Source organism: Propionivibrio sp., from assembly GCF_029255185.1.
Classification (GTDB): Bacteria; Pseudomonadota; Gammaproteobacteria; order Burkholderiales; family Rhodocyclaceae; genus Propionivibrio.
This window is the reverse complement of sequence record NZ_JAPUVO010000123.1, coordinates 21,211-43,521: the sequence shown is the minus strand read 5'-3', so window position 1 is coordinate 43,521 and position 22,311 is coordinate 21,211. Positions and strand designations below refer to the sequence as shown.

The following is a 22,311-nucleotide window of genomic DNA, read 5'->3' as shown; positions in this document are numbered from 1 at the left end:
CCGCTTCTACCCATTCAACGCTTTCCGCTCCCTGCTGGGCATTGCTGGCGACGTCACTGCGCCAACCTATGCCGAACTATATGCAAAAAAATTACGTCCCACTACAGGTAGTAGGCATGGGAGCTAACCGGATAAGCACGGTTGCATCAACAATCATGGCGCAGTTCGAATCCGAATCCCGCAGTCGAACCGAAATCCACATCGTTGCCAATTGCTGGCTTGGCTTGTTGACGGAACAGCGCCTTCATGGACTCCCACCAACCCGTTCGGAGCCCTGCATGGAGATCATTCATTTCAACCAACGAAACCTCGCCAAGCGCTGGGATGTCAGTGAGGCAACACTTGAACGCTGGCGAACCGAGGGGATCGGCCCCAAATATCTGAAACTCTGCGGTCGCGTGCTCTACCGTCTTGTCGATATCGAAGAGTATGAATCCGCATGCCTCATGTCGTCCACCAGCAAGGCCGTCGCCGTTTAGAGCGTTTTAGCGCAGGTCGTACCAAACCCCTCGACCACTGCCGTGCTGGTTCAGCGTGCCGCGCTCGACCAGAGTACGGAAGTGCTGCTTGAGCGTATTGCGGCTGGCGCTGGTTAGCTTGATCGCTTCACCAATCGTGACACGACCATGCTCACGGGTGAACTCGACAATCTGCAGTTGCAGTTCAGGCATGGCCGCCAGCACGATCTTCTCGCGCTCGACTTTCTTCTCCAGGCGCCGCATCTGCTCGGCCAGGGAACGCAGAAAGAACACCAGCCACGGCTGCCAGTTCGGCGATTCGGTGCGGATCGTGCCCTGCGTCTGACGCAGCGCCAGGTAGTAGGCTTCCTTGCTATGTTCGATCACACTTTCCAACGAACTGTACGGCACATAGGCATAGCCGGCCTGCAGAAGCAGCAGTGTGGTCAGTACTCTGGACAGCCGTCCGTTGCCATCCTGGAAGGGATGGATCTCCAAGAAAACGACAACGCACAGGGCAATGATCAGCAGCGGATGCAGTCGGGCCGTCTCCCGTTCCTGGTTAACCCAGGCCACCAACTCCGTCATCAGGCGCGGCGTATCGAAGGGTGACGCAGTCTGAAACACGATACCGATCTGCGCGCCGGTTTCGTCGAACGCAGCGACGCTGTTCGAGTTGGTTTTGTAATTGCCGCGATGCCAGGTGTCCTTCTCGCTGTGGCGCAGCAGGATCTGGTGTAACTGCTTGATGTGGTTCTCGGTGACCGGGATGTCCTGCCACGACGAGAACACCAAGTCCATCAGCTCGGCATAGCCAGCCACTTCCTGCTCGTCTCGGGTGGCGAAGGATTTGATTTCCAGGTTCGACAGGAGCTGCTCCACCTCCCGATCGGACAGCTTGCTGCCCTCGATGCGTGTGGAGGAACCGATGCTCTCGATGGTGGCCACGCGGCGCAGAGCCGACAGGCGGTCGGGTGCGAGCGTGCCCAAAGCGCGCCAGGCGCCCTTGAACTCGTCGATCTTGGCGATGAGGCTCAAGATCTCCGAGGTGATCTGGATGGTGTCGGTTTTCAGCATGAGCCAATACTACACCCATTTACACCCAATAAAGAAGAAAACCATTCTCACGCCCGATTACACCCATTCCATCGACTTATCCCGTAGTGTTGCGGAACATCGGGTGATTGACGTCTGACCCGATGGGTCGGAACGGGCGTGTAAGAACACGCCCACCTTTCTGAAATTGCCCGTCGACATTGCTGGTGAAGACGAAGCCACCGCACGGCATTTCGTCCGTCATGGCCTTCAGCAAGTGGAAGCCTTCGTGAGGCACTGTCGCGCGGTACAAATTCAGCCTGTGGCCATAGAACCCCCAAGCCAGCGTCGGATCTCTTTTGAAGGTGGTCGGCGAGGCGATACTCTCGAAGCGAATCTTTGCCCGACCGAGGGCGGGATAGGCTTGCCAGAAGCCGCTCACCCCCCGAAAGTCGGGGAGGCCAGAATCCACGCCCATGCCGGCGCCGGCAGCAATGATCAGGCTGTCGGCCTCATCGATCAGGTGCGCGGCTGCATTAAAACGCTTCGCCAATTCCTCTGCTGAAATCTCTGTCACTCGGACTCCTCTGCGTGTGTCTGGCGAGGTGGCCGCGACCTTGTCGGTCCAGGATCAGTTCCTCTCAGGTATGCAGAACAACCATCCTCACCGATGGCCAGCCATTCGCAGGGCAATGTCGGTCCGCCAAACATCGACTCGACGACACAAGCGTCCTTCCAGGTGCGATCCCCATCGCGCTCTTCCATCGGCTGAAAACCCAACTCCGTCCATTCGTCGATAAGCGATTCGATGTCATTAGGATTCATAGCGCCATCGCGGAGCAAATGATCGTCATACCAGACACGTCCGCCGATCAGGCGCTCATGGTCTTTGAGGCACTGCTCCCATCCTCCCGGGTACTTCTCGCGAATGACTGCGATCGGAACAATGAAATCGATGAATTCGAGGGCAACGGCCATCTCTCATACCTCCAGGGTGATCACACCAGGGGCCAACCCCTCTTCGTACATCAGGCGCTGAAACTCTGCCCCGTGCTCGGCTGGAACAGTCAACGTCAGCATGCCGGTAGCGACGGTTTCCCATCCTCCCCCCATGGCATGCAAGTGCTTGGCGAGCGGGTGATCGTTATTGAATTTCGATGCAAGAAATCGAAAATGGACGTAGCGACGAGGAACAACCACCGATGTGATCCTCAATGCTCCCTCGTCAGTCTGGTCGGCCGTGAACTCGTCACCCCAATACAATCTGAGCCCAGAGAATGGCCCCATCAGCCGTTCAGCCAGGCGATAACAGTCCCCGCCAAGCGGGACGATCCCAACGTCTTCCTCGTCCCAATCCTTGCCTCGCACAAGGTCCAGTTCGCCGCGCTCATCCCAGAAGGGGCCACCGGAGTCCCCATCGGCCGGATAAAGGAGGACGGCCTCGATGGCTTCCTCGACAAGGCCGTAGAAAGCACTCGGGTACTCCGGTTTTATCTTGGCGACATCCTGCATATCCACTCCCTGTGACGGCATTGCGCACATGCTCAACTAGCCTTCATCGTTGGCCGATCCATCGTAATGAACGAGGCCCGTTTTTCGGCCAACCAAAATCAACCGACTGCTCCGCAGCGCATATTCAGAACGGCCATCGCCCCACGGTGCCTGTATCCACCAGCAAGGTTCTGCCGGCTCGTTATAGATGTGGAATCGAGGCGGTTTTCTGCCGTGACAGATCAGCGCGACATCGGCCTGCGCCATTTTTTTGGCTGCGATCTCCAGTGCATCCCGCCGAGTAACTGGCGGGAACAGGTAGATGCGCAACTTATCAATCACGTCCTTGATCATCGCCGCCTCAATCGCCTTTCCAGATTCTTGTTGTTACTTGGCCAGCGCAAGCCACGCGTGCCCCAGCACCTGGTCACGGGTCTGAACATAGCCTTCTTCCGGATCTTCATCGCGCCCCATGTCCCAGTGCTGCGGATCGAACTCTGTGGTGAAGAAACGGCGAAGCTCGGACTTCAGCGCTGACGCCAAGGTAGCCCGATCGACAACACCTTCCAGCAAGATTTCGTTTTCGTAATTGCGCGTGACGCGCAACAGGACGCGTGATGGATTCTCGGTGCGTAGTACGGTCAACACGGCTATCCGGCCTTCTTCGTCGATCTCCATTTGGATCGGCAGATCGCCTTCGTCAATCTCCCGCCCCCAGGCGACCAACTCGGGAAATGGATCGAAGACATCGGATAAGCAAATTGAGACCGAGGTGGCATCGAGCGTCAGGTGCAACTTTGCCCAACCGTATTCCTCCATCTCCAAGCGCACGCCAAGATTCGCGTTGGGCAGACTGGGGCGGATCACAAACCACTTCGACGGCTCTTGGGCAGGCCTGATCAGGCCTCGTCGCGCCCAACGATCTGTGCTGTAGGAATGCAAAACCCCTGTGTCGCCGCAGACATAGAACGGGGTCAAGGCCGACCACCCACCGAAACGATCCGATCCGCGTAGTCCGTGGTACCACTCCATCAATTCGCCAAAGCTGCGCCAACGGAAGTTGCTCGTTTCGGTCACATGGACCACCCCAGTCGGATTGTCCAGAACTGAGATAACGTAATCGAATGACTCGTGCAGTCGCTTGAACAACCCGGGACCAGGCTTGAGCGCGAAAAATCCATCCATGCCCTCCCGATCCTCAATCATCAACTCGCCGCCGAAGGCATCATCAAGCTTGGCCTGTACGGCACGTCGCCGATCAGACATCGTGATGTTCTTCGTGCCATCAATCAGTGCGGGGATTTCCAGCAATGTGGTGCGCACCTTTTCATCTCGGCACAGGTTTATTGGAAGCACCAGCCCAACGCGAGGCGCGACGCCAGGACGGTCTCCACCCGTCTGCTTGCCAATGGCAAAGAGCCCAGCCGCCTCATTCGTCGTCCGCTCGCGCAGTTCACGATCAGATGCCCCGTACTGCGCGATGTAAATGAAGGGCAGTATTTCATCCAGTCGACCGAGCAACTGGCCAACGTTGCGGGCGATCCCACGATCCGGTGGCTGCCCCTCTGGTTTGTTGTTTTTGCTCCAGGCTAATTTCATTGCTTTTCTCCCTCAAACTGGTTGATGTCCGCGATACTCAACCAGCCATCCTTGCGATACAGTTTGATGATAGGGCTCTCTCCCATGGCTGTTTGGAGCTCCGTGGCAATGCTGACCTCCTCTTGCTCATGGCGTTCCCACCAAGCCTCATCGCCAGTCGCCGGAGGATTCTCCATTTCATCAAAATCGTGCTGCCAGGCAGCGATACGCCTCACCAGCGGAAACGGAAGATCAAGAAGGTCATAGGCCAGCATCTGCCCCTTGTCGTTCCACAGGCCACTGCTACAGAACTCGCACGAGAGTCGAATCTCTTTCAGCTGACGGGTACCCCGGCCAACACCCGCCATTGATTGATCAAAAAACCTGGGATGACGTACACGCTATTCTCGCCACCAATGGCCGAGCGCGGGCCAACAATACGCGTGCTCAAACTCCTTTTTTGTTGAAAGGACTGGTTTTCGGCATTGACGGACGGGCTCTCGCTCCCTGGCACACCACGAAAAGAAAGACGGGGCGGGTCTATCGGTACTACGTGTCGCAACGTGACTTGAAGGAGCATGCCGGTGCGTCAGGACTTCCCCGCCTGCCCGCCGCCGAACTGGAATCGGCGGTTCTCGAGCAACTTCGTGGTTTGCTACGCTCTCCGGAATTGATCGCCGACGTCGTGCCAAAAGCCACGGCCCTCGACCCATCGCTAGACGAGGCCAAGGTTACGGTTGGGCTGACCCGGCTCGATGCAATTTGGGATGAATTGTTTCCGGTCGAGCAGCACCGTTTGGTCAGTCTTCTGGTCGAGAAAGTGGTGGTTTCGCCCAATGAATTGGAACTCCGGCTGCGCACGAACGGAATCGAACGTGTACTTCTTGAACTCAACACCCAGCGTAGTGAAGACAAGGTGGCGGCATGAGCGACCTCAAAATTCAGCGGGTTGGTGACGCAGAAATCCAATTGGCGAGCGACGGCCGCATCGCCGTTGCTGTGCCGATCAATTTCAAGCGTCGCAGTGGTCGAAAACTTGTCACGCTGCCGGATGGGGAAGTTCTGAAGCCTCGACCATGGGATTCGGAGCCCACCCCACTCCAGCGAGCTCTGGCGCGAGCACACCGATGGCAACGCATGCTCGACTCGGGCGAAGTGCGTACTCAACAGGAACTTGCCGATCTCGAAGGGGTAAGTAATCCTTATGTTTCCAGGATGCTGAGGCTCACGACACTGGCCCCTGATCTAGTAGCGGCAATCCTCGACGACGACCTTCCAGACCAGATCAGGCTTTTTGATTTCTCGGCAATGGACCCGGTAATTTGGGATGAGCAACGGGCTCTTGTCGCATCCTTGATTGCCGAGCACGAATCGATAGGCTGATTGGGAAATGCTCGGCAGCAAGGACTTTGTCGGTCTTTGACAGAGCGGCATAAGGCATGAATTTTATCGGTGGGGCCACGCGATGACCAGCGATGATCGTCGCAGAGGCATGCTAGAGGTTCCGTTGCCCACCAAAACCACGAAAAAACCGATTGAAAAGTAAGTGGCTAACCGATTGATTAAAAACAGTCTAAATCTGCCGACTCATTTACTTCGCCACATTTCACTGGCAAACGAATACGGAGAAAAAAGTGGCTCTGGAGAGAGAATAGGCCTGTACTGGGGCTAGTCGTTGGAACAGCGAAGTAAACATGAACCCGCAGTAACCCGCGCAGACACGCAGGTGTAGGCGTAAAAAACCGCCTGGATAGGCGGTTTTCTTATAATCCTGGCGGAGAGGGCGGGATTCGAACCCGCGGTGGGATGTTATCCCACACACGCTTTCCAGGCGTGCGACTTAAACCACTCATCCACCTCTCCAGAAGAGGGCGCATTCTAGCAGAAGCATGGTCGATCAACAAATACTGAACCAGCCTTCCCAGGGTAAATTTGTTCTACCGCTAACCCATTGATTTACCGTCATAGATGGTCGCTCCCATTCCGGGCTCTGCACTTCCTACGGTCGCTTGCGCCGAAATGATGGATGGTTAGAACAAATTTACCCTGGCGCCGGACTTCGTCCGCACTTGACGCAATGAGGCCTGGAGATGTCGAAACGAGACAGAAAAAAACATCACGCGCACTTGCGTAATCGGGGAAGCCCTTGTAGTAATCGCCCTAACAGCCGCAAGACGTTTGGAAGAAACACCAGCATGCCATTGGCATGGTGATTTTATGGTTCACAGTAAAAACAATAACTTAACGTGCGTTTCTTGAGAGAGCCTGAACGAGGCGCGTATTTCCACCCAGGAATGAATTCGCCAGTGATGATGGACACCACGCCACCGAGCATCAGAAATATGTCAAAGTACCCACAAATTCTGCTGACGGGCTTATTCGTGAAATCAGCGGCGCCCTCGCGCCATGGTCCCTTAGTTCGCTGCCGGACGATCAGACCACCTGCGCAAACCGGTAGTTGTCGGCAGCCAGCACCTGGCCGACCCAGCCGCCGCCAAGCCATTCTGTTGTGTGCTCCGGCCCGGCCGCGCCAAGCGCGACGAAGAGGGGCAGGAAGTGTTCCGGAGTCGGGTGGGCGAAGTTTGCATGCGGCGCATCCTGCGGCCAGTCGAACAGGGCTTCGCTGTCGCCGGCCAGCAGGCGGCTGTGCACCCAGTCGCGGAAAGCAATGGTCTCCGCGGCGCGTGGCTTGCCGCGCATGTATTCGCCCAGATTGTGTGTCAGGTGGCCGGAGGCGATGAGCAGGATGTTGTCATCGGCGAGCGGGGCCAGCGCGGCGCCGAGAGCGAAGTGGTGGCGGGCGCAGCGTTCAGGCTGGACGGAGAGTTGCAGCACCGGAATGTCGGCCGCCGGAAAAAGGGTGCGCAGCGGCACCCAGGCGCCGTGGTCCAGGCCGCGGCCGGCGTCGATGCCGGTAGCGATGCCGGCGGCGGTCAGTTGCTGCTTGATGCGCTGCGCCAGTGCCGGCGCTCCGGGCGCTGGGTAACGAAGCTGGTAGAGTTCCTCGGGAAATCCGCCGAAGTCGTGAATCGTTTCGGGCTGCGCACTGCCGCTGAGAATGGGCAGGCGCGTCGTCCAGTGCGCGGAGACGACGAGAATTGCGGCCGGCGTTTTTAGCCTCGAGGCCAGAATGGACCAGATCTGGGTCAGTTCGTCACCACCGAGCGCCGTCATTGGCGAGCCGTGCGAGAGGAATAAAACGGGTTGGGTCATGGTGTCCTGCCTGTCGGTTGGGGGTGGCATTGCTTGCCACCCCCTGTGTCTTATCAGTTTGTTGCAGCTTCTGCGGCCAGTGCATCGCGCACGCTGGCGCGCTGGCCAACACGCTGCTGGAAGGCGACGAGGGCCGGCCACTGTTTGATGTCGATGCCGACCCACTGGCCCCAGCCGAGGACGGTGAATAGATAGCCATCGGCGACGCTAAAGCGCTCGCCCATCAGGTAGTCGTGCGTCGCCAGACGGCTGGCCAGATAGTCCAGGCGATTAGCCAGATTCCGGTTGACGATGGTCTTGTATTCGGCCGGGGTGGCCGGGTTGAAGAGCGGGCTAAATCCTTTGTGCATTTCCGAATTGATGAATCCCAGCCATTCCTGCAACTGATAGCGTTCCAGCGTCCCGGATTGGGGGGCGAGGCCGGACTCGGGCTTGAGGTCGGCGATGTATTGGACGATGGCCGGGCCTTCCGTCAGGCGCACGCCGTTGTCGAGTTCAAGGACCGGGACGTAGCCTTTCGGATTGATCGCCGAGAAATCGCTGCCATCGGCAACGACGACATGTTTCTTGATATCGACGCGAACGAGTTCGACGTCAATGCCAGCTTCGCGCAGGGCGATATGCGGTGAGAATGAGCAGGTTCCCGGGGAAAAATAAAGTTTCATAGTGCGGCTCCTTGAAGTGGTTTGGTCAGACGCAGGCCGATCCCGCGTTGAAGTTCACTTTAGTCGTCCCGAATAAAAGAATAAACATGGCTATAATCGAAACTGTATTGCGAAATTCGGGATAATATTTTGGACAGATTCGAGGCCATGCGTGTTTTCTGCTCGGTGATTGAGGCCGGTGGTTTTGCCGCCGCCGCCGATCAGATGGGCTTGTCTACGTCCGCCGTATCGCGCCACGTGGCGCAGTTGGAGGCGCATTTAAACGTTTGCTTGCTTAACCGGACGACGCGGCGAATGAGTCCGACTGCCGAGGGGTTTGCCTATTTCGAGCGCTGTACTCAGTTGCTCGCCGATCTTGAAGAAGCCGAAGCCAGCGTCGCTGGTGAAGCGCGGCGACCGCGTGGTCGTTTGCGGCTGACGGCGTCGATCGCGCTCGCGGTGCTGCGTCTGGCGCCGGCCTTTGCCGCGTTTTCCCAGGCCCATCCGGAGATCACACTTGATATCGTGCTCTCCGACAAGGTCGCCGATTTCACCGAAGAGGGGCTCGATCTGGCGATTCGGGTCGGGCGCGTGGGCAGTGAGAATGTCGTCGCCCGGCAGATCGGCGAAACCGCGCTGCTGGCTGCTGCGGCACCGGCTTACCTGGCGCGGGCCGGGACACCGCTAGTCCCGGACGATCTGACCCGGCACGCCTGCTTTGCCTATGCTTTTTCAGCGACCGGCAACCATTGGGAGTTCGAGGATAGCCGCGGCGAAGCGCTCAGCGTGCGCATCGGCGGCGCCATCAAGGCCAACAACGGCATGCTGCTTGCGCAAATGGCGGTGGCTGGCAGCGGCATCGTCTACGGCCCATGTTTCATCCTCCTGCCACTGATCGAGCGTGGTCTGCTGGTGCACTTGCTGCCGGACTGGGGAGCCAAACGCTTGCCGATCCATGTCGTCTATCCGACACGCCGGCACCTGTCGGCCAAGGTCCAGGCGATGACCGGCTTTCTCGCGCAATGGTTTGCCAACCAGTGAAATCAGTCGCTCAGAAGCTGTTCGCCCTCACCTGGTCGAGGGTCTGAGCATTTTCAGCGCAAATCTGCTGAAATGCCGGGCTGATACGCGGATCGGCAAGGCACAGCCGCCAATAGTAGCGGGCCGCCTCTGCCGCCTGCCGCCACGCCGGAGTTTCAGCCGGCAAGGGTAATTCAGGTGCATAGGCTCGGGTCGGCAGTTCTCCCCCGCGTAGGGGCGCATACAGCATGGGCAGCATGTCGTAGGTTGGCGCCAGTGTAAGCCCAGGCCGAAAGGCGAGGTTGCCTTCATGCATATCGGTGTTTCCAATCAGCCGGCCAAACCACCAGATGCGCTCAATCGCCGCCACACTCTCGGCTGACAACCATCCCTTCTTGTGCAGCAACTGTGCTGTACGCGGCCAGGGCTGTGCTGCGGTGCCGAGCAGGGACGCGTTGATGCTGCTCAGCGTGCACACTGGTGAGCGGCCGAAGTTGTCATGACGATCAAAGCGAAGCACTTCAAGAAATGTCCGCCCGGCATAGTGCCGGATGGCGCTCTGCGCTGCTTGAATGCCGAGTTGTTGGTTAACAGTCTCCAGCGCCAGGTGTTCGCACACCAGCAGATCGGCCCAGCGCTGAACGGCCAAGGATCCGTCGGCGCCTGAAAATTTGACGATGACCTCGACCAGGCGTTCGCCCATATAGCGGCGAGCCGTGAACTTGGGAAACTCGCCGCCAGCGGAAGAACCGCCCGCTCCCTGAGCTAGCGCAGCCGCTGCCAGGTCTGGATAGGCAAGCTCCAACTGTCCTGCGAGCAAGGCGCTCCCTCTTGCAAGAAGCTTGCTGTCGAGGAAACGACGGTAGGCTCGTTCCCCCAGAATGAGATTGCCCGGCAGATCGCTGCCCATGGTGCTCAGGACATGGGCAATATCGGATTCTGACCATGCCTCCGGGTTGTCTGAAACCGCGAGGTCAGGCCCGTGCTGGTGGGCGAAATTGCGACCAAGGAAGCCTTGCGGGCGCATGTCCATGAGTGGATAAGGCAAACCGTCGAACCAGCCGTCACGGGAGTTATCATCGAGAGGCCATAAAAAAGGTTCGCGTAGCGCCAGCGCGGAGCCCGCGGGATAGAGAAGATCGAGCTGCCCAACTTCGTGGCCCTGTCCTGTTTCATCGATGCGATACAAAGGAAGTGCTGCCAGGCTGCCGCGCAGCTCTCGCCGCAAGGCATAACGGCTGCGACGCGAACTGCCCCGGCTCACAACGCGCTCCTCCAGAACCTGAACTCCACGGGCCAGTGTTGACCGATTGATACCGCCCAGCAGGCGACAAAGCTCAGCGCTGCCGGTGCGAGGATGCTCGCGCAGGGCGCGCAGCAGAGTTTCGGGAAGAACTTTGGTCATAGGAAATAACGCAACGAATAATGCAACGAATATTGTGTAAATTAATATTATTTGTCAATTAGTTATAATTTATTCTTATTAATTTATGCAACGAAAAATGAACAATCAGTGCGGCCATACGGAACTTGGCTAACTATAACCACCAATTTGGCTATTCACCTTGGCCAGATCGATTCCCGAGTAGCGCCGGCCATTGACTTCGATATTGCACCAAGTGATACAATAAGTCATGAGAGTTTTCAAGACACGGGTATTTGATCGTTGGGCTGGCAAAGCTGGAGTAACCGACACGGCTTTATTGAAGGCCGTCGCTGATATTGAGCGGGGGTTGATTGATGCCGATCTGGGTAGCAACCTGTTCAAGCAACGGGTGGCGCTACCTGGGCAAGGCAAAAGCGGTAGTACGCGCACTCTTCTGGCCACGCGCTTCGCTGGCACGTTATATTTTCTTTTCGGGTTTGAGAAGCGTGACCGGGACAACATTACCCGGCGTGAGTTGGGGATTTATCAGAGCCTCGCGAGCACCCTGGTCGTGCTCAATAACGCTCAGATTGAAACCGCGTTGAACGCCAACGAATTGATGGAGGTGCACCATGAGCCGAATAATTAACGAAGCCCTGGAAACGATGCGTGGTTTGCATGGCATCGGCGCAGTGGACAAGCAAACATTGCGTGACTTTGAAACACAATGCCTGCCCCCCCCGGCCTACACGGCGGAAATGATCCGGCGCTTGCGGGAGAGCCTACACATCAGTCAGGCCGTCTTTGCGGCCTACCTCAACGCCAGTATTTCTACCGTTCAGAAGTGGGAAAACGGCGATAAAAAGCCCAGTGGTGCGGCGGCACGATTGCTTTCAGTGATTGAGCGTAAGGGGCTGGAAGTGCTGGTCTGAACAAACGGCCTGCGGTCGCGAGAGACGCAGCAACAGGTCAAAGCCAGGCGTAGTTTTTTGTCATTTTGCGGCGGTCGTCAGTTGACGGCCAGAAGCGGACCGTCACGGGAATTCCCATAAGCGGTCGTTTGCCTCCTGCCTTGTTGACCGATGTGCCTTAGGAACAAACATTCGCTGGTGAGTTGGGTCATTTTGACGAGAAGCCAAGAAAGGTAGTTAATCTCGTAACGTCATTTCACTCGGCGGCGGATTCTCTGCATACGGATGAATCGGTGAGTTGTTCCGAGCATGCGTTCCGAACGCACCCGCGCAGCCAACGATGCGCTTGATCGGAATCCATCCGAGGGTGCCAGTGCAATGAAATTGTAAATTTCGGCGTGGAGGCTGGAAGCGGAAAACTATGCATTCCAGCGCGAAGGTTTCCAGTATGTCGTTCAGGAACGCTGGCAACCAGATCGGTAGCCCTAGCCAGAGCGACCGCGGTCGAAAAGCCACCGACGAGGACAACGGCGATCTTTCGTTCCAACCCGAATGGCTTGAGAGCCTCGTCAATTGGGTCCTTGTCTGGTCCCTGGCGCGAGACGCAGATGTGCCGGCCAGCCGCATAACGGGCAGGCGTGATTTCACCTTGGCACAGCGAATGCCCGATTCGCACAACGCCGACGAGACGATCTCTGAATAGTGCTTGCACACGCAGTTCCGGGGCCGTCTTTTCCTCCACAACACCTGTTTCCAAATCGACAATTCCGTCGCGAAGTGGCGTGCTGTCTTTGTCTGGCTTCTGTACAAAGCACAGCCGTACGCCGGGGGCTTCCTCGGAAACACGAGCAATAAGGACTGGCCCGAAGTTCTCCACAAAGCCTTCGCTGGTCCGCAGTGTAAAAGTTCGGACCAGCTGTTTGAGGTTGAGCTTTTCTGCGGGGCGTAGAACCACTCCAGCATCCTGCACAAGCTGACTGACACGTTCGCGCAGTTCGAGCGCCCTTGGCGTCGGGACGAGACCGCGTCCCGCTCTGACAAGCAGCGGATCACCCGTTGTCTCACGCAACCGCGCCAATGCCCGGCTCATCGCCGACGGGCTAAGACCTAACCGTCGGGCGGCGCGCGCAACACTGCCTTCCGCGAGCAGCACATCAAAAGTGACCAGCAGGTTGAGATCTGGGGTCGACATGCGTCAACCATAGCACAGCCTGATTGTTATGTGGCGTTAAACGCACGAATAAAGTGCAAACAATGCGTCTTCCGCTATGTCAGACATGGGAATAGAGTCAGTTTCTGACCGCTCCATTTCGGGAATCGTTGAGAAAAGGAGTTCATGATGAAGCCGATCATTGCGGAACAAGATAAGGTAATAGCCGGAAGTGCGGAACGGGCACCTTCGATTCGCTGGGTGCTCACCAGCCTTTCGTTATCAATGTTGTTGTCCTCTCTTGGCACAAGCATCGCCAATGTGGCCTTGCCAACGCTCGCACAAGCGTTCGCCGCCTCTTTCCAGGGAGTCCAGTGGATCGTCCTCGCCTATCTTCTCGCCATCACCACCCTGATCGTCAGCGTCGGACGGCTCGGTGACATCACCGGTCGCCGGAGACTGCTACTTGCCGGAATCTTCCTGTTTACCGTGGCCTCGATCCTGTGTGGCGTCGCTCCCACGCTCTGGCTGCTGATAGCGGCCCGGGCGATGCAGGGCCTCGGCGCGGCCATCATGATGGCGCTCACCATTGCGTTTGTCGGCGAGACGGTCCCAAAGGCAAGGATCGGTAGCGCCATGGGGCTGCTCGGAACGATGTCTGCGATTGGCACCGCGCTCGGCCCGTCGCTTGGTGGCGTTCTGATCGCCGGACTCGGTTGGCGGGCAATCTTTTTCGTCAAGGTACCGCTGGGTATCCTGGCTTTTCTTCTCGCGCGTCGCTACCTGCCTGTTGATCGCCAAGGGCCAAAGACAGACCGGGTCGGCTTCGATCATGTGGGCACGCTGCTTCTTGCCCTGGCGCTTGTGGCTTATGCGCTTGCCATGACAATCGGGCGCGGCAGTTTCGGCCTTCTCAACATGGCACTGCTGTTGGCCGCTGCATTCGGAGTCGGCCTCTTCGTGCGTGTCGAGGCGAGAGTGGCATCACCTTTGATTCAATTGAAGATGTTCGGCAACCCAATGCTGAGTGCGAATCTCGCCATGAGCGCGCTCGTCTCGACGGTGATTATGGCGACGCTGGTCGTCGGCCCGTTCTATCTCTCTCGTGCGCTCGGTCTCGATGCGCCCCTTGTCGGACTCGTCATGTCGGTCGGTCCGCTTGCCGCCGCATTGAGCGGCGTTCCTTCTGGCCGCAGTGTGGATAGCTTTGGCTCTGATCGCATGACCATCGTCGGGCTCATCGGTGTAGCGACAGGCTCCTTCATTTTATCCATGATGCCGGCGAGGTTCGGCATATCCGGCTACATCGCCCCTCTCGTCATTATCACAGCCAGCTATGCGCTGTTCCAGACCGCTAACAACACCACCGTCATGGCCGGTATCCAGCAAGACCAGCGCGGGGTCATCTCTGGCTTGCTCAGTCTATCGCGCAATCTTGGACTCATCACCGGGGCATCCGTTATGGGTGCCGTGTTTGCGTTCGCATCAGCGACGACCGACATCGCAACGGCACGTCCCGAGGCTGTTGCCGCAGGTATGCGGATCACATTCGCCGTCGCGGCCATTCTGGTCGTCGTCGCGCTCGCCATCGGGGTTGGAAGCCGTGTTCTCGCAAAACGCCAATCGTTCGCTGGAGACACGCCATGATGCTAGCCCGGCACCGCAGTTCCAACGCAAGCAAGAAGCTTTTGATGAGAAGCCAATGCATGTCGGCCCGTACTCGGGCGAATGGCGACCCTCAAAAGGAATGAGTTGTGACAAATCACGTATGGCCCCACTGTTCCTGGTCAGAGATACCTGGCCTATCGCTCTCGGATACACTGATGTCTGAGTGTCCGCTTATTACTACCCTGACCGGCTGAAATGGGTCGAAACCGGAAGTCCATAATTCGACTGAATGGCAAGCGTGGCGAGCTTTTCTGACTGGGAACTAAACTTTAAACATGACAATAGTCTAACCCGGTTTTCCGTTCCACTGGGCCTTGCGGGATAATTCGTTCATCGGCGTCGCCGAATTCATTTAGGAAACGTATGGAAGACACCACCGAACTTCAGCGCATTACTCGATTGATCGTCGACGCGATGCACATCTCGACGGATCGTGTGACTGCCGCTGGCGCGGCGAACGTTGCGGCGCTCAAACTGGAGAATTTCGCGCAGGGGATTCACTTTGCGCGCTGTATTGCCGCATTTACCACAGATGACACACTGGCCAACGACCTGGCCGAGATTGTTGGCGAGTCGCCAAAATTCCTGCTTAGCAAGGTGTTGCTGGCGAACTTCGCCCCCGAGCAGTGCACCGGTGAGCATGCCGATCTCGAAAAGCGGATCTGGACCAGTATTTATGCCGGGCGGCGCGAGCGTTCGCGGGTCCAGAAAACACTGGGGCGGCGCAGTCTGATTTAGTCATACGCCATGCTGACGCCGATTTCCGGGACGGCCTCTGATGAACGCCCGGTGGCTACTGTTTGCATGCAAGCCCTGGACCCGGCTTTCGCCGTGGCGGCAGCGGTTTGGGCAAAGCGTTTGCAATTGACATTTGATAGCGACGCACAGTTTGCCCTACAGTTGGGGCAAGAGGGCTTGCAGTTTGCCGAACTGGGGCCAAACGCGGCGGGGCCGATCCGGGCGGACTTCATCGCCGGTGCGGTCGCCCACCGGCGGCTGTTTGGCGGCGGTAACGGACAGATGATCGCCAAAGCAGTCGGCATCCAACCGGGAGTTCGTCCAGTCGTGGTGGACGCCACGGCTGGATTGGGGCGCGACGCCTTCGTGCTGGCCAGACTGGGGTGCGCACTAACCCTGATTGAACGTCAGCCCCTGGTTGCTGCTCTGCTTGAAGATGGTTTGTTGCGGGCACTGGGCGATCGCGAGGTGGGGCCGATTGTGGCGCAGATGCGGCTGATCTGCGGCAATGCCATCGATCTGCTGGGCGCATGGAAGGGTGAACCGCCGCAGGTAATCTACCTTGATCCGATGTTTCCACAGCGCGACAAGAGCGCATTGGTTAAAAAAGAAATGCGCCTGTTTCGCCCTCTGACCGGCGCTGACGACGACGCGCCGGAGTTGCTCGATACGGCCTTGGCGCTAGCCACGCACCGGGTAGTCGTCAAGCGCCCGCGCAAGGCGCCGGCCATTGCCGGCGGGAAGCCCAGCTATGCGCTCGAGGGCAATTCAAGCCGCTTTGATATTTACCCGAAGAAATCGCTGAAGGCAAGGCTCGAGGCGGGTGACTAGGCGGCCGCGTGCGGTGTTTTTTCGTCCTCGCGCAGCGCCAGGCAAAGGTCAACTGTTCCCCGTTCGACGCCGGTTTTCAACTGGAAACCAAAGTTCTGGGCCAGACGCTGCATGCGCAGGTTTCCGGACAGCGTTTCGCCGCGCAACTCACCGATGCCGCGGCTGCGGGCGTAGTTGATGATGCTTTGCAGCAACAGCCGCCCGAGTCCCTGGCCCTTGAGTTCGGATCTGACGACGATGGCAAAGTCGGCGAAGAGGGTGTCGGGATCGGCTACGACACGAACCTCGCCGAGCGAACGTTCGTTGCCGTCGCTGTCGCGTTCGGTTGCCACTAGCGCCATCTCACGATCGTAGTCAATCTGGGTAAAACGGGCGAGCTGGGAACGTGGCAGATTCCTCATCGTGTCGAAGAAGCGCATGCGCGCGTCCTCGGGTGCCAGCGAATTGAGCAGTTCGCTCAGGGCCGTCTCGTCTTCCGGCCGAATGGGTCGGATCAACAGCGTGCGGCCGTTCCAGTCAAGCGAGTGCTCAAGTTCTTTCGGATAGGGGCAAATCGCAAAGCGACGATGGCCGAGTTTTTGCCCTCGCTTGGCGATGTGGATGCGCAGGTCCAGCGCCAGCACACCCGAGATCTCGACATGCAGTGGATCGAGTTCGACGCCGGTCACCTCGTCGATGTCCGTCAGCAGTTGTGATAGGCGAACCAGCACCTTGCTGGCGGCGGACTCAAGCGCTTCTCGCCGGTCGTCGGGAGCCAGCTCGGCAAAACGGCTGCGCGCCACCAGGTCGTGAGCTAGCGCCAGGTTGAGCGGTGGCAGGGCGACTGCCAGGCGGCACTCGTTGGACCTTGCGGCAACTGATGGGCCGAGAAAAATCACCGAGCCGAACAGCGGGTCTTCGCTGACACCAAGACGCAGCGCGGGGACGCCGCTGCGCGGGATGCTGGGGCGCAGCCGGTAGCCGCTTGCGCGCAGGCCTGGGTGCCCGGCACGCGCACTGCGGCGCAGGCCGCGTGCTGCCATGTGAATGTCTGCCGACGAGCGCAATCCGGTAGCGGCCTGCTCAAACTCGGGCGCATTGGCCAGGGTCAGAAAAAGATCGACCGGATAGCCGATTGTCTCGGCGGTCTGTATCGCCGCATCGATACTGCCGGCCAGATGATGCTCGGCGGCGTCAATGCCGTAGGCCCGCAACAGGCGGCGTGCCGAGTGTGCCGACAGGAGATCGGCCCCGGCAGTGATCGCCTCACTGACAACACTGCGGGCCATTGCACTATCCGGCGAGAAATCCTCGGCCACAGACGGTGGCATCTGCATCAGTAGCTGGCGATTGCGCAGGTAATTCACGATACCCAGAAAAACCGCGATGCCATTGGCCGGCGAGTCATGGTTCAACACCCCATGTGCTGCGGCTATATGCTGCGCCTCAAGCATCGCACTGCCGCCGACCCAGCAGGTGAATACGTTGCGCGCGCTGGCCTCTATCACCGGACATAGTGCCGTGGCCACGGCGGTGCTTGATGCAAACGGTGATGGTGAGCAGACCGTCATCACTGCGTCAGTGCCGCCATCCGTGAGCACCGCCGTCAGCGCTGCCGCCCACTTTTCGGGTGTGATGTTGGCCGGCAGCGCAAGCGGATTGCCAAGCTTCGCGCTGGTTTGCAGCAGTTCGCCAAGCTGTTTGACGGTGTTTTTGGCGAGAGCCGCCAACTGGCCACCGGAGCGCAGCAGGGCGTCGCCGGCAAGGCGCCCGAGGCCGTGACCGTTGGCCAAAATACAGAGGCGTTCGCCGCGCATCGGGCGCACTCTGGCCAGTGCCTCGGCGGCTTCGAACAGATCGCCCAGAGTATCGATGATGACCCAGCCAGCGCGGCGCAGCGCCGCTTCATAGAGATCGTCGGTGGTAAACGGTGCGCTGGATGCGCGTCCGGTCAGTCCGCCGCGGATGGCGACGACCGGCTTGTTGCGCGCGGCAGCGCGTGCTGCCGACATGAACTTGCGTCCGGACAGGACCGAGTCAAACTGCACCAGGATCGATCCGGTGTCCGGGTCAGCCGCCAGCCAGTCGAGTACGTCAGCCAGATCGATGTCGATACTGGCTCCCAGATGGACTGCCGACGAGAAGCCGATTCCCTTGCTGTAGGCACGGTCAAGCACCGCCGAGGTGACCGAAGCCGACTGGGTAACGAGGGCGATTTTTCCTGGTGTGGCGGTGACGGGAGCGACGCTGGCATTAAGTCCCTGTGCCGTAACGATCAGACCACCGCTGCCTGGTCCAAGGACCCGGATCAGGTCCGGCCGCGCCGCATCAAGAATGGCCTTGAACGCTGCCAGAGACTGGCTGGCACTCATTTTGTCGCGCACCGATGGTCCGACAATTACCGCCCGCGTGCCCAGGACGCCAAGCTGAGTAATGATCTGCGGGACCTTGTCCAGCGCTGCGCAAATGATCGCCAGGTCGGGCACCGCCTCGAGCGTGTCGATACGCATCCGATCGCCGATCGCGAACGGTGAACGCAATTGCGCACTGGCCGTCATGACCGGCCCGCAAAATCCGCCGGCTGCGAGATTGCGTAGCACCACGTCGGCGTAGCGGCTTGCTTCCCTGGGTTCGGCAATCACGGCGACCGACTTTGGGCGAAAGAGGAATTCGAGATTCCGGGTCGTCATCGGGTCTGTTACTTGCTGGAGATTGCCGTCAGAAAATGCAAAGATGCAGGATGCCGCGGACGAGAATACCGACCAGCGCACCCTTGAGCGCCGGCACGGCAAACGCTGCGAAACGTTTGCCAGCGGAAACCAGGACAGCCATTCCGACCGGGTCCAGGGTGTTGATCATGAACCCGGCGATCTTGTTAAGATCGCCGGCGCTCATCGTGTGATCCTGGAGCATCGGGATTGTTGCCCCCATCATTGCCGTACCGCCAGCGATGTATTTGGTAATGATGGACAGCACCGCAGACGCTGAAATGCCGACCAGCAACAGCACTGGGCCGAACAGACCTTCCATGAAACGGATGGCGCCGATGGCCTTGAGCACGTTAACCAACAGCACGGCAAGAACCAATAGTGGCAGCGCCTTGAGCACAAGCTGAAAGCCATCCTCGCCGCCGGTGAGGATCATTTGAACGAGGCTCTGTTTTTTTTCGATTTTCTTTATTTCATTGGCATTGGTTTTCTCGAGACTGTCAGGCAGATGCCGCGCAAAAACCCGGTAGGTCAAAAAGGCGGCGACGAGGCCGCCAAGCAGCGAAGTCCCCATCGTTACCGGCAGGTTGAGGCCAAAAGCCGAGAGGGGCAGGGTGGCATTGGCTTGCGACATGCAGAGGATGGCCGCGAAACTGGCGGCAATCTTGCGGTCAGAAATGCCGCCGTCCTGGTCCATGATGCGGAAGGTCGACGCCGGGGCGGCGAAGCTGACGAACAGAATCTGCACGATGGCGAAAACGCCCAGACCAGGGATGCCGAAGAGCAGCAGTATGGGGGCGGCGACGATAGCGACACGGCGTAGCACGCCGATCTGGTCGAGTACCCGCATGATGGCCATCATGAAGACCATGATCGGCATCAGAATGAAAAACGCCAGCTCGAAACCCTTTTGTCCCGAGGCAAAGAGAATTTTGAGAAATTCCTGCATGGCGGGTTCCCCTGAGCAAGCCAATCGTTATTGTTGGCGGCCACAACGGCCCTAGATCAGCAGTATCCAGCCAGTCGACGGCCGGGTCAATGTCATTATTTGTTGACTGGGTATGGTGTGCCAGGGCTAGAACGGTGCAGGGCAGTTGAAACTCAATGACTCTGCGTTTTCCGGGTGGGCGAAGGCCAGGTATTCAGCGTGCAGCAGCAGCCGATCTGCCTTCGCTTTGCTGGCGGCGTCAGCGTAGAGCGAGTCGCCAAGAATCGGATGGCCAATCGCCTGCATGTGGATACGGAGCTGGTGGGTGCGTCCGGTTTCCGGCGTGAGTTCGAGGCGTGAGCAGTGTTCTGCGGAATTGTAGCTGTGCACTCGATAATGCGTGAGCGACGGTTTTCCGCTTTCGAAGTCGACCTTGTGGCGAGGGCGGTTCGGCCAGTCCACGATGAGCGGCAGGCAGACTTCGCCGGACGTCTGGGCGAGTTTTCCATCGACCACGGCAACGTAACGCTTATCCACCTGCCGGTTCTGAAACAAAATGCTCAGGCAGCGATGCATTACCTTGCCGCGCGCCAGAACGAGCAGACCCGAGGTGTCAAAATCCAGGCGATGCACGATCAAGGCATCCGGGTAGTCGGCCTGTACCCGCTTGATCAGGCAATCCTGCTTGTCCACACCGCGTCCGGGTACTGACAGCAGGCCGCTTGGCTTGTTGATGACGAGCAGGGCGTGATCGGCATAGATCAGCGTGAAGCCGGGTGGCACGCAGGCGAAGTGTGATAATGGTGACATGGGTGAAGGAATTAGATGATGTGAGCGCCTATTGTCGCGCGAATTGATGTATTGATCTGTGGATGCTGACTCTGCGCGAGAAGCGTGCGCCAAAATTTGATAACTGACATGGAAATCTTCCTGCATCATGTGGCGATTGCCGCGCCGCTTTTTTCGCTGGTATTTGTCGGCTATGCGCTGATGCGTTTTTCCGGCTGGCCGAAGGTGATGTCCGAGAGCCTGTCACAATTCGTCTTCTCGGTCGCACTGCCGGCGATGCTGTTTCGACTGATGAGCGATTTTTCAAAACTGCCGCCGGTCGATGCGCGCCTGTTGGCGGCCTTCTTTGGCGGTTGTCTGATTGTCTTCGTGCTTGGTCGGTTGATTGCCTGGAAGCTGTTTGCACTCGATGGCGTCTCACAATCGGTGTTTGCGCTTGGCGGGATTTTTTCCAACAATGTCCTGCTTGGTTTGCCGCTGGCTAAAGTGGCGCTCGGTGATGCGGCGGTTCCATCGGTAGCGCTGGTGCTGGTGTTCAACGCGCTAATCCTGTGGACGCTGGTGACCGTTTCCATCGAGTGGGCCAGGCACGGCAATTTTTCGCTACGCGGTTTTGCCAAGACACTGCTCGGCGTTGTGACCAACCCGGTCGTCGCCAGCATTGTCGGCGGGGCGCTGTTCAGCTTGACTGGTTGGCTGCTGCCCGAGTCCATCGGGACACCTCTTGGCATGGTCGGCCAGGCCGCTGCGCCGATGGCGTTGATCGCTCTTGGCATGGGGTTGGCCGAGTACGGCGTGCGTGCCAACTGGAAGATCAGCGTCTCAATCTGCGCCATCAAGCTACTCATCCAGCCCTTCGTGGTGTGGACGCTGGCCAGGCTGATCGGCCTGCCACCAATGGAAACCAAGGTGGTGGTCCTGCTCTCGTCGATTGCCATCGGCGCCAACGTTTATCTTATGTCGCGGCAATTCAAGGTGCTCGAAGGACCGATTGCCAGCAGCCTGGTGTTGTCGACCGGGCTGGCCGCCCTGACGACGCCGCTGGCCTTGACGCTGGTCAGCCTGTAAGCCATCTGTCAGACGTCAGTCGTTGCGGCGAACACTGCCAATGGTGCGCAGAAACTCATTGCGGCGCTGATCCGAGCTTTCGAATTCACCAGTGAAAGACTGGGTGATGACGCGTTCGTCACCACGCCGGTCTTCACCGAGCAGCAGACACAATTGTTCGGCCTCAACCACGCACGCCGCGCCACGCGCCTTGCCGTGCACCATCAGGGCTTCGGCAATATCCCGGGTCATCCACTCCTGATAGGTGAAACGGTGACCAATGGCGTCGACCAATCGCGCGATGCGCCCAAAGCCGTGCAAACGCCCACCCGGCAGATAGGCGACATGGGCTAGTCCGCGGAAGGGCACCAGGTGATGCGGGCAAACACCATGCACGGCGATGCCGCGAACGATCACCATGTCACCACGGTGGTCGGCAAAGCCTTCGCCCAGCGCGCTGGCCGGGTCGAGGTCATAACCGCCGAGCAAGCGCTTTTGCCAGAGTTCGCGCACGCGCTGTGGGGTGCGGCCCATGTGGTCGACGTCAGGTGCAATGCCGCAGGCGCCGAGCAGGTCGCTGACAGCTTGCTCAAAGGCAACAACATCGAAGGCGTTGCGGCGCGCAATGCCAATGCCGGATGAAGCGTGTGGGGGGTGCTCGTGTTCGCTGCAATCAGACATGGCCTGCTCCCGATACGAATTGCCGATGCCAACGATCATACACGTCCCGAACAAACGCGCATTCAGTCAGCTGCCA

Annotated in this window: 24 protein-coding genes, 1 tRNA gene and 2 pseudogenes; 11 read left to right on the top strand and 16 right to left on the bottom strand. The window is 58.6% G+C overall.

The window, feature by feature from the left end:
- Both Q1J43_RS11820 and Q1J43_RS11815 read left to right on the top strand, forming a co-directional pair.
- Positions 1-127 (top strand): annotated as a pseudogene (locus tag Q1J43_RS11820) (IS1595 family transposase); the annotation flags it as partial.
- 151 nt (positions 128-278) lie between these two features.
- On the top strand, positions 279-479 hold the full coding sequence (locus Q1J43_RS11815) for a DNA-binding protein (RefSeq protein ID WP_301102699.1): 201 nt from the start codon (positions 279-281) through the stop codon (positions 477-479).
- Positions 480-485: 6 nt separating this feature from the next.
- On the opposite strand, the gene Q1J43_RS11810 is transcribed toward Q1J43_RS11815, so the two are convergent.
- From Q1J43_RS11810 to Q1J43_RS11780, 7 genes and pseudogenes are all read right to left on the bottom strand, one after another.
- Positions 486-1,535, bottom strand: a complete 1,050-nt coding sequence (locus Q1J43_RS11810) for a Fic family protein (protein ID WP_301102698.1) — start codon at positions 1,533-1,535, stop codon at positions 486-488.
- A 151-nt stretch (positions 1,536-1,686) separates the two neighbouring features.
- Positions 1,687-2,061 (bottom strand): annotated as a pseudogene (locus Q1J43_RS11805) (Sir2 family NAD-dependent protein deacetylase); the annotation flags it as partial.
- A gap of 5 nt (positions 2,062-2,066) precedes the next feature.
- Complete coding sequence (locus Q1J43_RS11800; protein ID WP_301102697.1) at positions 2,067-2,471, bottom strand: hypothetical protein; 405 nt, start codon at positions 2,469-2,471, stop codon at positions 2,067-2,069.
- 3 nt (positions 2,472-2,474) lie between these two features.
- Positions 2,475-3,026 (bottom strand): hypothetical protein, encoded by a 552-nt coding sequence (locus Q1J43_RS11795; protein WP_301102696.1) that lies wholly within the window; start codon positions 3,024-3,026, stop codon positions 2,475-2,477.
- 15 nt (positions 3,027-3,041) lie between these two features.
- Positions 3,042-3,338, bottom strand: a complete 297-nt coding sequence (locus Q1J43_RS11790; RefSeq protein ID WP_301102695.1) for a hypothetical protein — start codon at positions 3,336-3,338, stop codon at positions 3,042-3,044.
- Positions 3,339-3,371: 33 nt separating this feature from the next.
- Positions 3,372-4,583 carry a hypothetical protein gene (locus tag Q1J43_RS11785; RefSeq protein WP_301102694.1) on the bottom strand — a complete coding sequence of 404 codons (1,212 nt, stop codon included), beginning with the start codon at positions 4,581-4,583 and terminating at the stop codon, positions 3,372-3,374.
- On the bottom strand, positions 4,580-4,837 hold the full coding sequence (locus Q1J43_RS11780) for a hypothetical protein (RefSeq protein ID WP_301102693.1): 258 nt from the start codon (positions 4,835-4,837) through the stop codon (positions 4,580-4,582). Before Q1J43_RS11780 ends, Q1J43_RS11785 begins: the two co-directional genes overlap by 4 nt.
- A gap of 92 nt (positions 4,838-4,929) precedes the next feature.
- Here Q1J43_RS11780 and Q1J43_RS11775 point away from each other — a divergent pair, with 92 nt between their 5' ends.
- Both Q1J43_RS11775 and Q1J43_RS11770 read left to right on the top strand, forming a co-directional pair.
- The gene (locus Q1J43_RS11775) at positions 4,930-5,490 is read left to right on the top strand and encodes a zinc ribbon domain-containing protein (protein ID WP_301102692.1); all 561 of its coding nucleotides are present in this window, start codon (positions 4,930-4,932) and stop codon (positions 5,488-5,490) included.
- Complete coding sequence (locus tag Q1J43_RS11770) at positions 5,487-5,945, top strand: LacI family transcriptional regulator (RefSeq protein WP_301102691.1); 459 nt, start codon at positions 5,487-5,489, stop codon at positions 5,943-5,945. The genes Q1J43_RS11775 and Q1J43_RS11770 overlap by 4 nt, the downstream gene beginning before the upstream one ends.
- Before the next feature lie 389 nt (positions 5,946-6,334).
- Here the strand turns inward: Q1J43_RS11770 and Q1J43_RS11765 are convergent.
- From Q1J43_RS11765 to gstA, 3 genes are all read right to left on the bottom strand, one after another.
- Positions 6,335-6,425 (bottom strand) — tRNA-Ser (locus tag Q1J43_RS11765).
- A 570-nt stretch (positions 6,426-6,995) separates the two neighbouring features.
- Entirely contained in the window at positions 6,996-7,775 is a 780-nt protein-coding gene (locus tag Q1J43_RS11760) for a class III extradiol ring-cleavage dioxygenase (RefSeq protein ID WP_301102690.1), read from the bottom strand.
- Positions 7,776-7,828: 53 nt separating this feature from the next.
- Positions 7,829-8,440, bottom strand: a complete 612-nt coding sequence (gene gstA, locus Q1J43_RS11755; protein ID WP_301102689.1) for a glutathione transferase GstA — start codon at positions 8,438-8,440, stop codon at positions 7,829-7,831.
- A 129-nt stretch (positions 8,441-8,569) separates the two neighbouring features.
- On the opposite strand from gstA, the gene Q1J43_RS11750 reads away from it, so the two are divergent.
- Entirely contained in the window at positions 8,570-9,460 is an 891-nt protein-coding gene (locus Q1J43_RS11750; protein ID WP_301102688.1) for a LysR family transcriptional regulator, read from the top strand.
- 10 nt (positions 9,461-9,470) lie between these two features.
- On the opposite strand, the gene yjjJ is transcribed toward Q1J43_RS11750, so the two are convergent.
- On the bottom strand, positions 9,471-10,844 hold the full coding sequence (yjjJ, locus tag Q1J43_RS11745; protein WP_301102687.1) for a type II toxin-antitoxin system HipA family toxin YjjJ: 1,374 nt from the start codon (positions 10,842-10,844) through the stop codon (positions 9,471-9,473).
- A gap of 229 nt (positions 10,845-11,073) precedes the next feature.
- Between yjjJ and Q1J43_RS11740 the strand changes: the two genes are divergently transcribed.
- Both Q1J43_RS11740 and Q1J43_RS11735 read left to right on the top strand, forming a co-directional pair.
- Complete coding sequence (locus Q1J43_RS11740) at positions 11,074-11,454, top strand: type II toxin-antitoxin system RelE/ParE family toxin (RefSeq protein WP_301102686.1); 381 nt, start codon at positions 11,074-11,076, stop codon at positions 11,452-11,454.
- Positions 11,438-11,737, top strand: a complete 300-nt coding sequence (locus Q1J43_RS11735) for a DNA-binding transcriptional regulator (protein WP_301102685.1) — start codon at positions 11,438-11,440, stop codon at positions 11,735-11,737. Before Q1J43_RS11740 ends, Q1J43_RS11735 begins: the two co-directional genes overlap by 17 nt.
- A 235-nt stretch (positions 11,738-11,972) precedes the next feature.
- Here the strand turns inward: Q1J43_RS11735 and Q1J43_RS11730 are convergent, their stop codons facing one another.
- Positions 11,973-12,908: a LysR family transcriptional regulator gene (locus Q1J43_RS11730; RefSeq protein ID WP_301102684.1), complete on the bottom strand. Its 936-nt coding sequence runs from the start codon at positions 12,906-12,908 to the stop codon at positions 11,973-11,975.
- A gap of 144 nt (positions 12,909-13,052) precedes the next feature.
- Between Q1J43_RS11730 and Q1J43_RS11725 the strand changes: the two genes are divergently transcribed.
- The 3 genes from Q1J43_RS11725 (at position 13,053) to Q1J43_RS11715 (ending at position 16,103) form a co-directional block, all read left to right on the top strand.
- Positions 13,053-14,513 (top strand): MFS transporter, encoded by a 1,461-nt coding sequence (locus Q1J43_RS11725; protein ID WP_301102683.1) that lies wholly within the window; start codon positions 13,053-13,055, stop codon positions 14,511-14,513.
- A 384-nt stretch (positions 14,514-14,897) separates the two neighbouring features.
- A complete protein-coding gene (locus Q1J43_RS11720; protein WP_301102682.1) occupies positions 14,898-15,272 on the top strand; it encodes a hypothetical protein in 375 nt (124 codons plus the stop codon).
- Positions 15,273-15,338: 66 nt separating this feature from the next.
- On the top strand, positions 15,339-16,103 hold the full coding sequence (locus Q1J43_RS11715; RefSeq protein ID WP_301102681.1) for a class I SAM-dependent methyltransferase: 765 nt from the start codon (positions 15,339-15,341) through the stop codon (positions 16,101-16,103).
- Here the strand turns inward: Q1J43_RS11715 and Q1J43_RS11710 are convergent.
- The 3 genes from Q1J43_RS11710 to Q1J43_RS11700 all read right to left on the bottom strand — a co-directional run bounded on the left by Q1J43_RS11710 (position 16,100) and on the right by Q1J43_RS11700 (position 20,528).
- The gene (locus tag Q1J43_RS11710; RefSeq protein ID WP_301102680.1) at positions 16,100-18,772 is read right to left on the bottom strand and encodes a bifunctional acetate--CoA ligase family protein/GNAT family N-acetyltransferase; all 2,673 of its coding nucleotides are present in this window, start codon (positions 18,770-18,772) and stop codon (positions 16,100-16,102) included. The genes Q1J43_RS11715 and Q1J43_RS11710 overlap by 4 nt on opposite strands.
- A gap of 28 nt (positions 18,773-18,800) precedes the next feature.
- Entirely contained in the window at positions 18,801-19,739 is a 939-nt protein-coding gene (locus Q1J43_RS11705) for a nucleoside recognition family protein (protein ID WP_301102679.1), read from the bottom strand.
- Between the two features lie 126 nt (positions 19,740-19,865).
- Positions 19,866-20,528, bottom strand: coding sequence for a pseudouridine synthase (locus Q1J43_RS11700; RefSeq protein ID WP_301102678.1), 663 nt, complete (start codon positions 20,526-20,528; stop codon positions 19,866-19,868).
- A gap of 108 nt (positions 20,529-20,636) precedes the next feature.
- Between Q1J43_RS11700 and Q1J43_RS11695 the strand changes: the two genes are divergently transcribed.
- Positions 20,637-21,575 carry an AEC family transporter gene (locus Q1J43_RS11695; RefSeq protein ID WP_301102677.1) on the top strand — a complete coding sequence of 313 codons (939 nt, stop codon included), beginning with the start codon at positions 20,637-20,639 and terminating at the stop codon, positions 21,573-21,575.
- A 15-nt stretch (positions 21,576-21,590) separates the two neighbouring features.
- Here the strand turns inward: Q1J43_RS11695 and folE are convergent, their stop codons facing one another.
- On the bottom strand, positions 21,591-22,235 hold the full coding sequence (gene folE / locus Q1J43_RS11690; protein WP_301102676.1) for a GTP cyclohydrolase I FolE: 645 nt from the start codon (positions 22,233-22,235) through the stop codon (positions 21,591-21,593).
- Between the last annotated feature and the right edge of the window lie 76 nt (positions 22,236-22,311).

Bases quoted from the DNA above. Each gene is read 5' to 3' on its own strand.
- Q1J43_RS11730 (WP_301102684.1), bottom strand. From the start codon at position 12,908: ATGTCGACCCCAGATCTCAACCTGCTGGTCACTTTTGATGTGCTGCTC.
- Q1J43_RS11760 (WP_301102690.1), bottom strand. From the start codon at position 7,775: ATGACCCAACCCGTTTTATTCCTCTCGCACGGCTCGCCAATGACGGCG.
- folE (WP_301102676.1), bottom strand. From the start codon at position 22,235: ATGTCTGATTGCAGCGAACACGAGCACCCCCCACACGCTTCATCCGGC.
- Q1J43_RS11815 (WP_301102699.1), top strand. From the start codon at position 279: ATGGAGATCATTCATTTCAACCAACGAAACCTCGCCAAGCGCTGGGAT.
- yjjJ (WP_301102687.1), bottom strand. From the start codon at position 10,844: ATGACCAAAGTTCTTCCCGAAACTCTGCTGCGCGCCCTGCGCGAGCAT.
- Q1J43_RS11800 (WP_301102697.1), bottom strand. From the start codon at position 2,471: ATGGCCGTTGCCCTCGAATTCATCGATTTCATTGTTCCGATCGCAGTC.
- Q1J43_RS11785 (WP_301102694.1), bottom strand. From the start codon at position 4,583: ATGAAATTAGCCTGGAGCAAAAACAACAAACCAGAGGGGCAGCCACCG.
- gstA (WP_301102689.1), bottom strand. From the start codon at position 8,440: ATGAAACTTTATTTTTCCCCGGGAACCTGCTCATTCTCACCGCATATC.
- Q1J43_RS11700 (WP_301102678.1), bottom strand. From the start codon at position 20,528: ATGTCACCATTATCACACTTCGCCTGCGTGCCACCCGGCTTCACGCTG.
- Q1J43_RS11770 (WP_301102691.1), top strand. From the start codon at position 5,487: ATGAGCGACCTCAAAATTCAGCGGGTTGGTGACGCAGAAATCCAATTG.
- Q1J43_RS11715 (WP_301102681.1), top strand. From the start codon at position 15,339: ATGCAAGCCCTGGACCCGGCTTTCGCCGTGGCGGCAGCGGTTTGGGCA.
- Q1J43_RS11695 (WP_301102677.1), top strand. From the start codon at position 20,637: ATGGAAATCTTCCTGCATCATGTGGCGATTGCCGCGCCGCTTTTTTCG.
- Q1J43_RS11725 (WP_301102683.1), top strand. From the start codon at position 13,053: ATGATGAAGCCGATCATTGCGGAACAAGATAAGGTAATAGCCGGAAGT.
- Q1J43_RS11780 (WP_301102693.1), bottom strand. From the start codon at position 4,837: ATGCTGGCCTATGACCTTCTTGATCTTCCGTTTCCGCTGGTGAGGCGT.
- Q1J43_RS11720 (WP_301102682.1), top strand. From the start codon at position 14,898: ATGGAAGACACCACCGAACTTCAGCGCATTACTCGATTGATCGTCGAC.
- Q1J43_RS11790 (WP_301102695.1), bottom strand. From the start codon at position 3,338: ATGATCAAGGACGTGATTGATAAGTTGCGCATCTACCTGTTCCCGCCA.
- Q1J43_RS11795 (WP_301102696.1), bottom strand. From the start codon at position 3,026: ATGCCGTCACAGGGAGTGGATATGCAGGATGTCGCCAAGATAAAACCG.
- Q1J43_RS11735 (WP_301102685.1), top strand. From the start codon at position 11,438: ATGAGCCGAATAATTAACGAAGCCCTGGAAACGATGCGTGGTTTGCAT.
- Q1J43_RS11705 (WP_301102679.1), bottom strand. From the start codon at position 19,739: ATGCAGGAATTTCTCAAAATTCTCTTTGCCTCGGGACAAAAGGGTTTC.
- Q1J43_RS11710 (WP_301102680.1), bottom strand. From the start codon at position 18,772: ATGACGACCCGGAATCTCGAATTCCTCTTTCGCCCAAAGTCGGTCGCC.
- Q1J43_RS11740 (WP_301102686.1), top strand. From the start codon at position 11,074: ATGAGAGTTTTCAAGACACGGGTATTTGATCGTTGGGCTGGCAAAGCT.
- Q1J43_RS11810 (WP_301102698.1), bottom strand. From the start codon at position 1,535: ATGCTGAAAACCGACACCATCCAGATCACCTCGGAGATCTTGAGCCTC.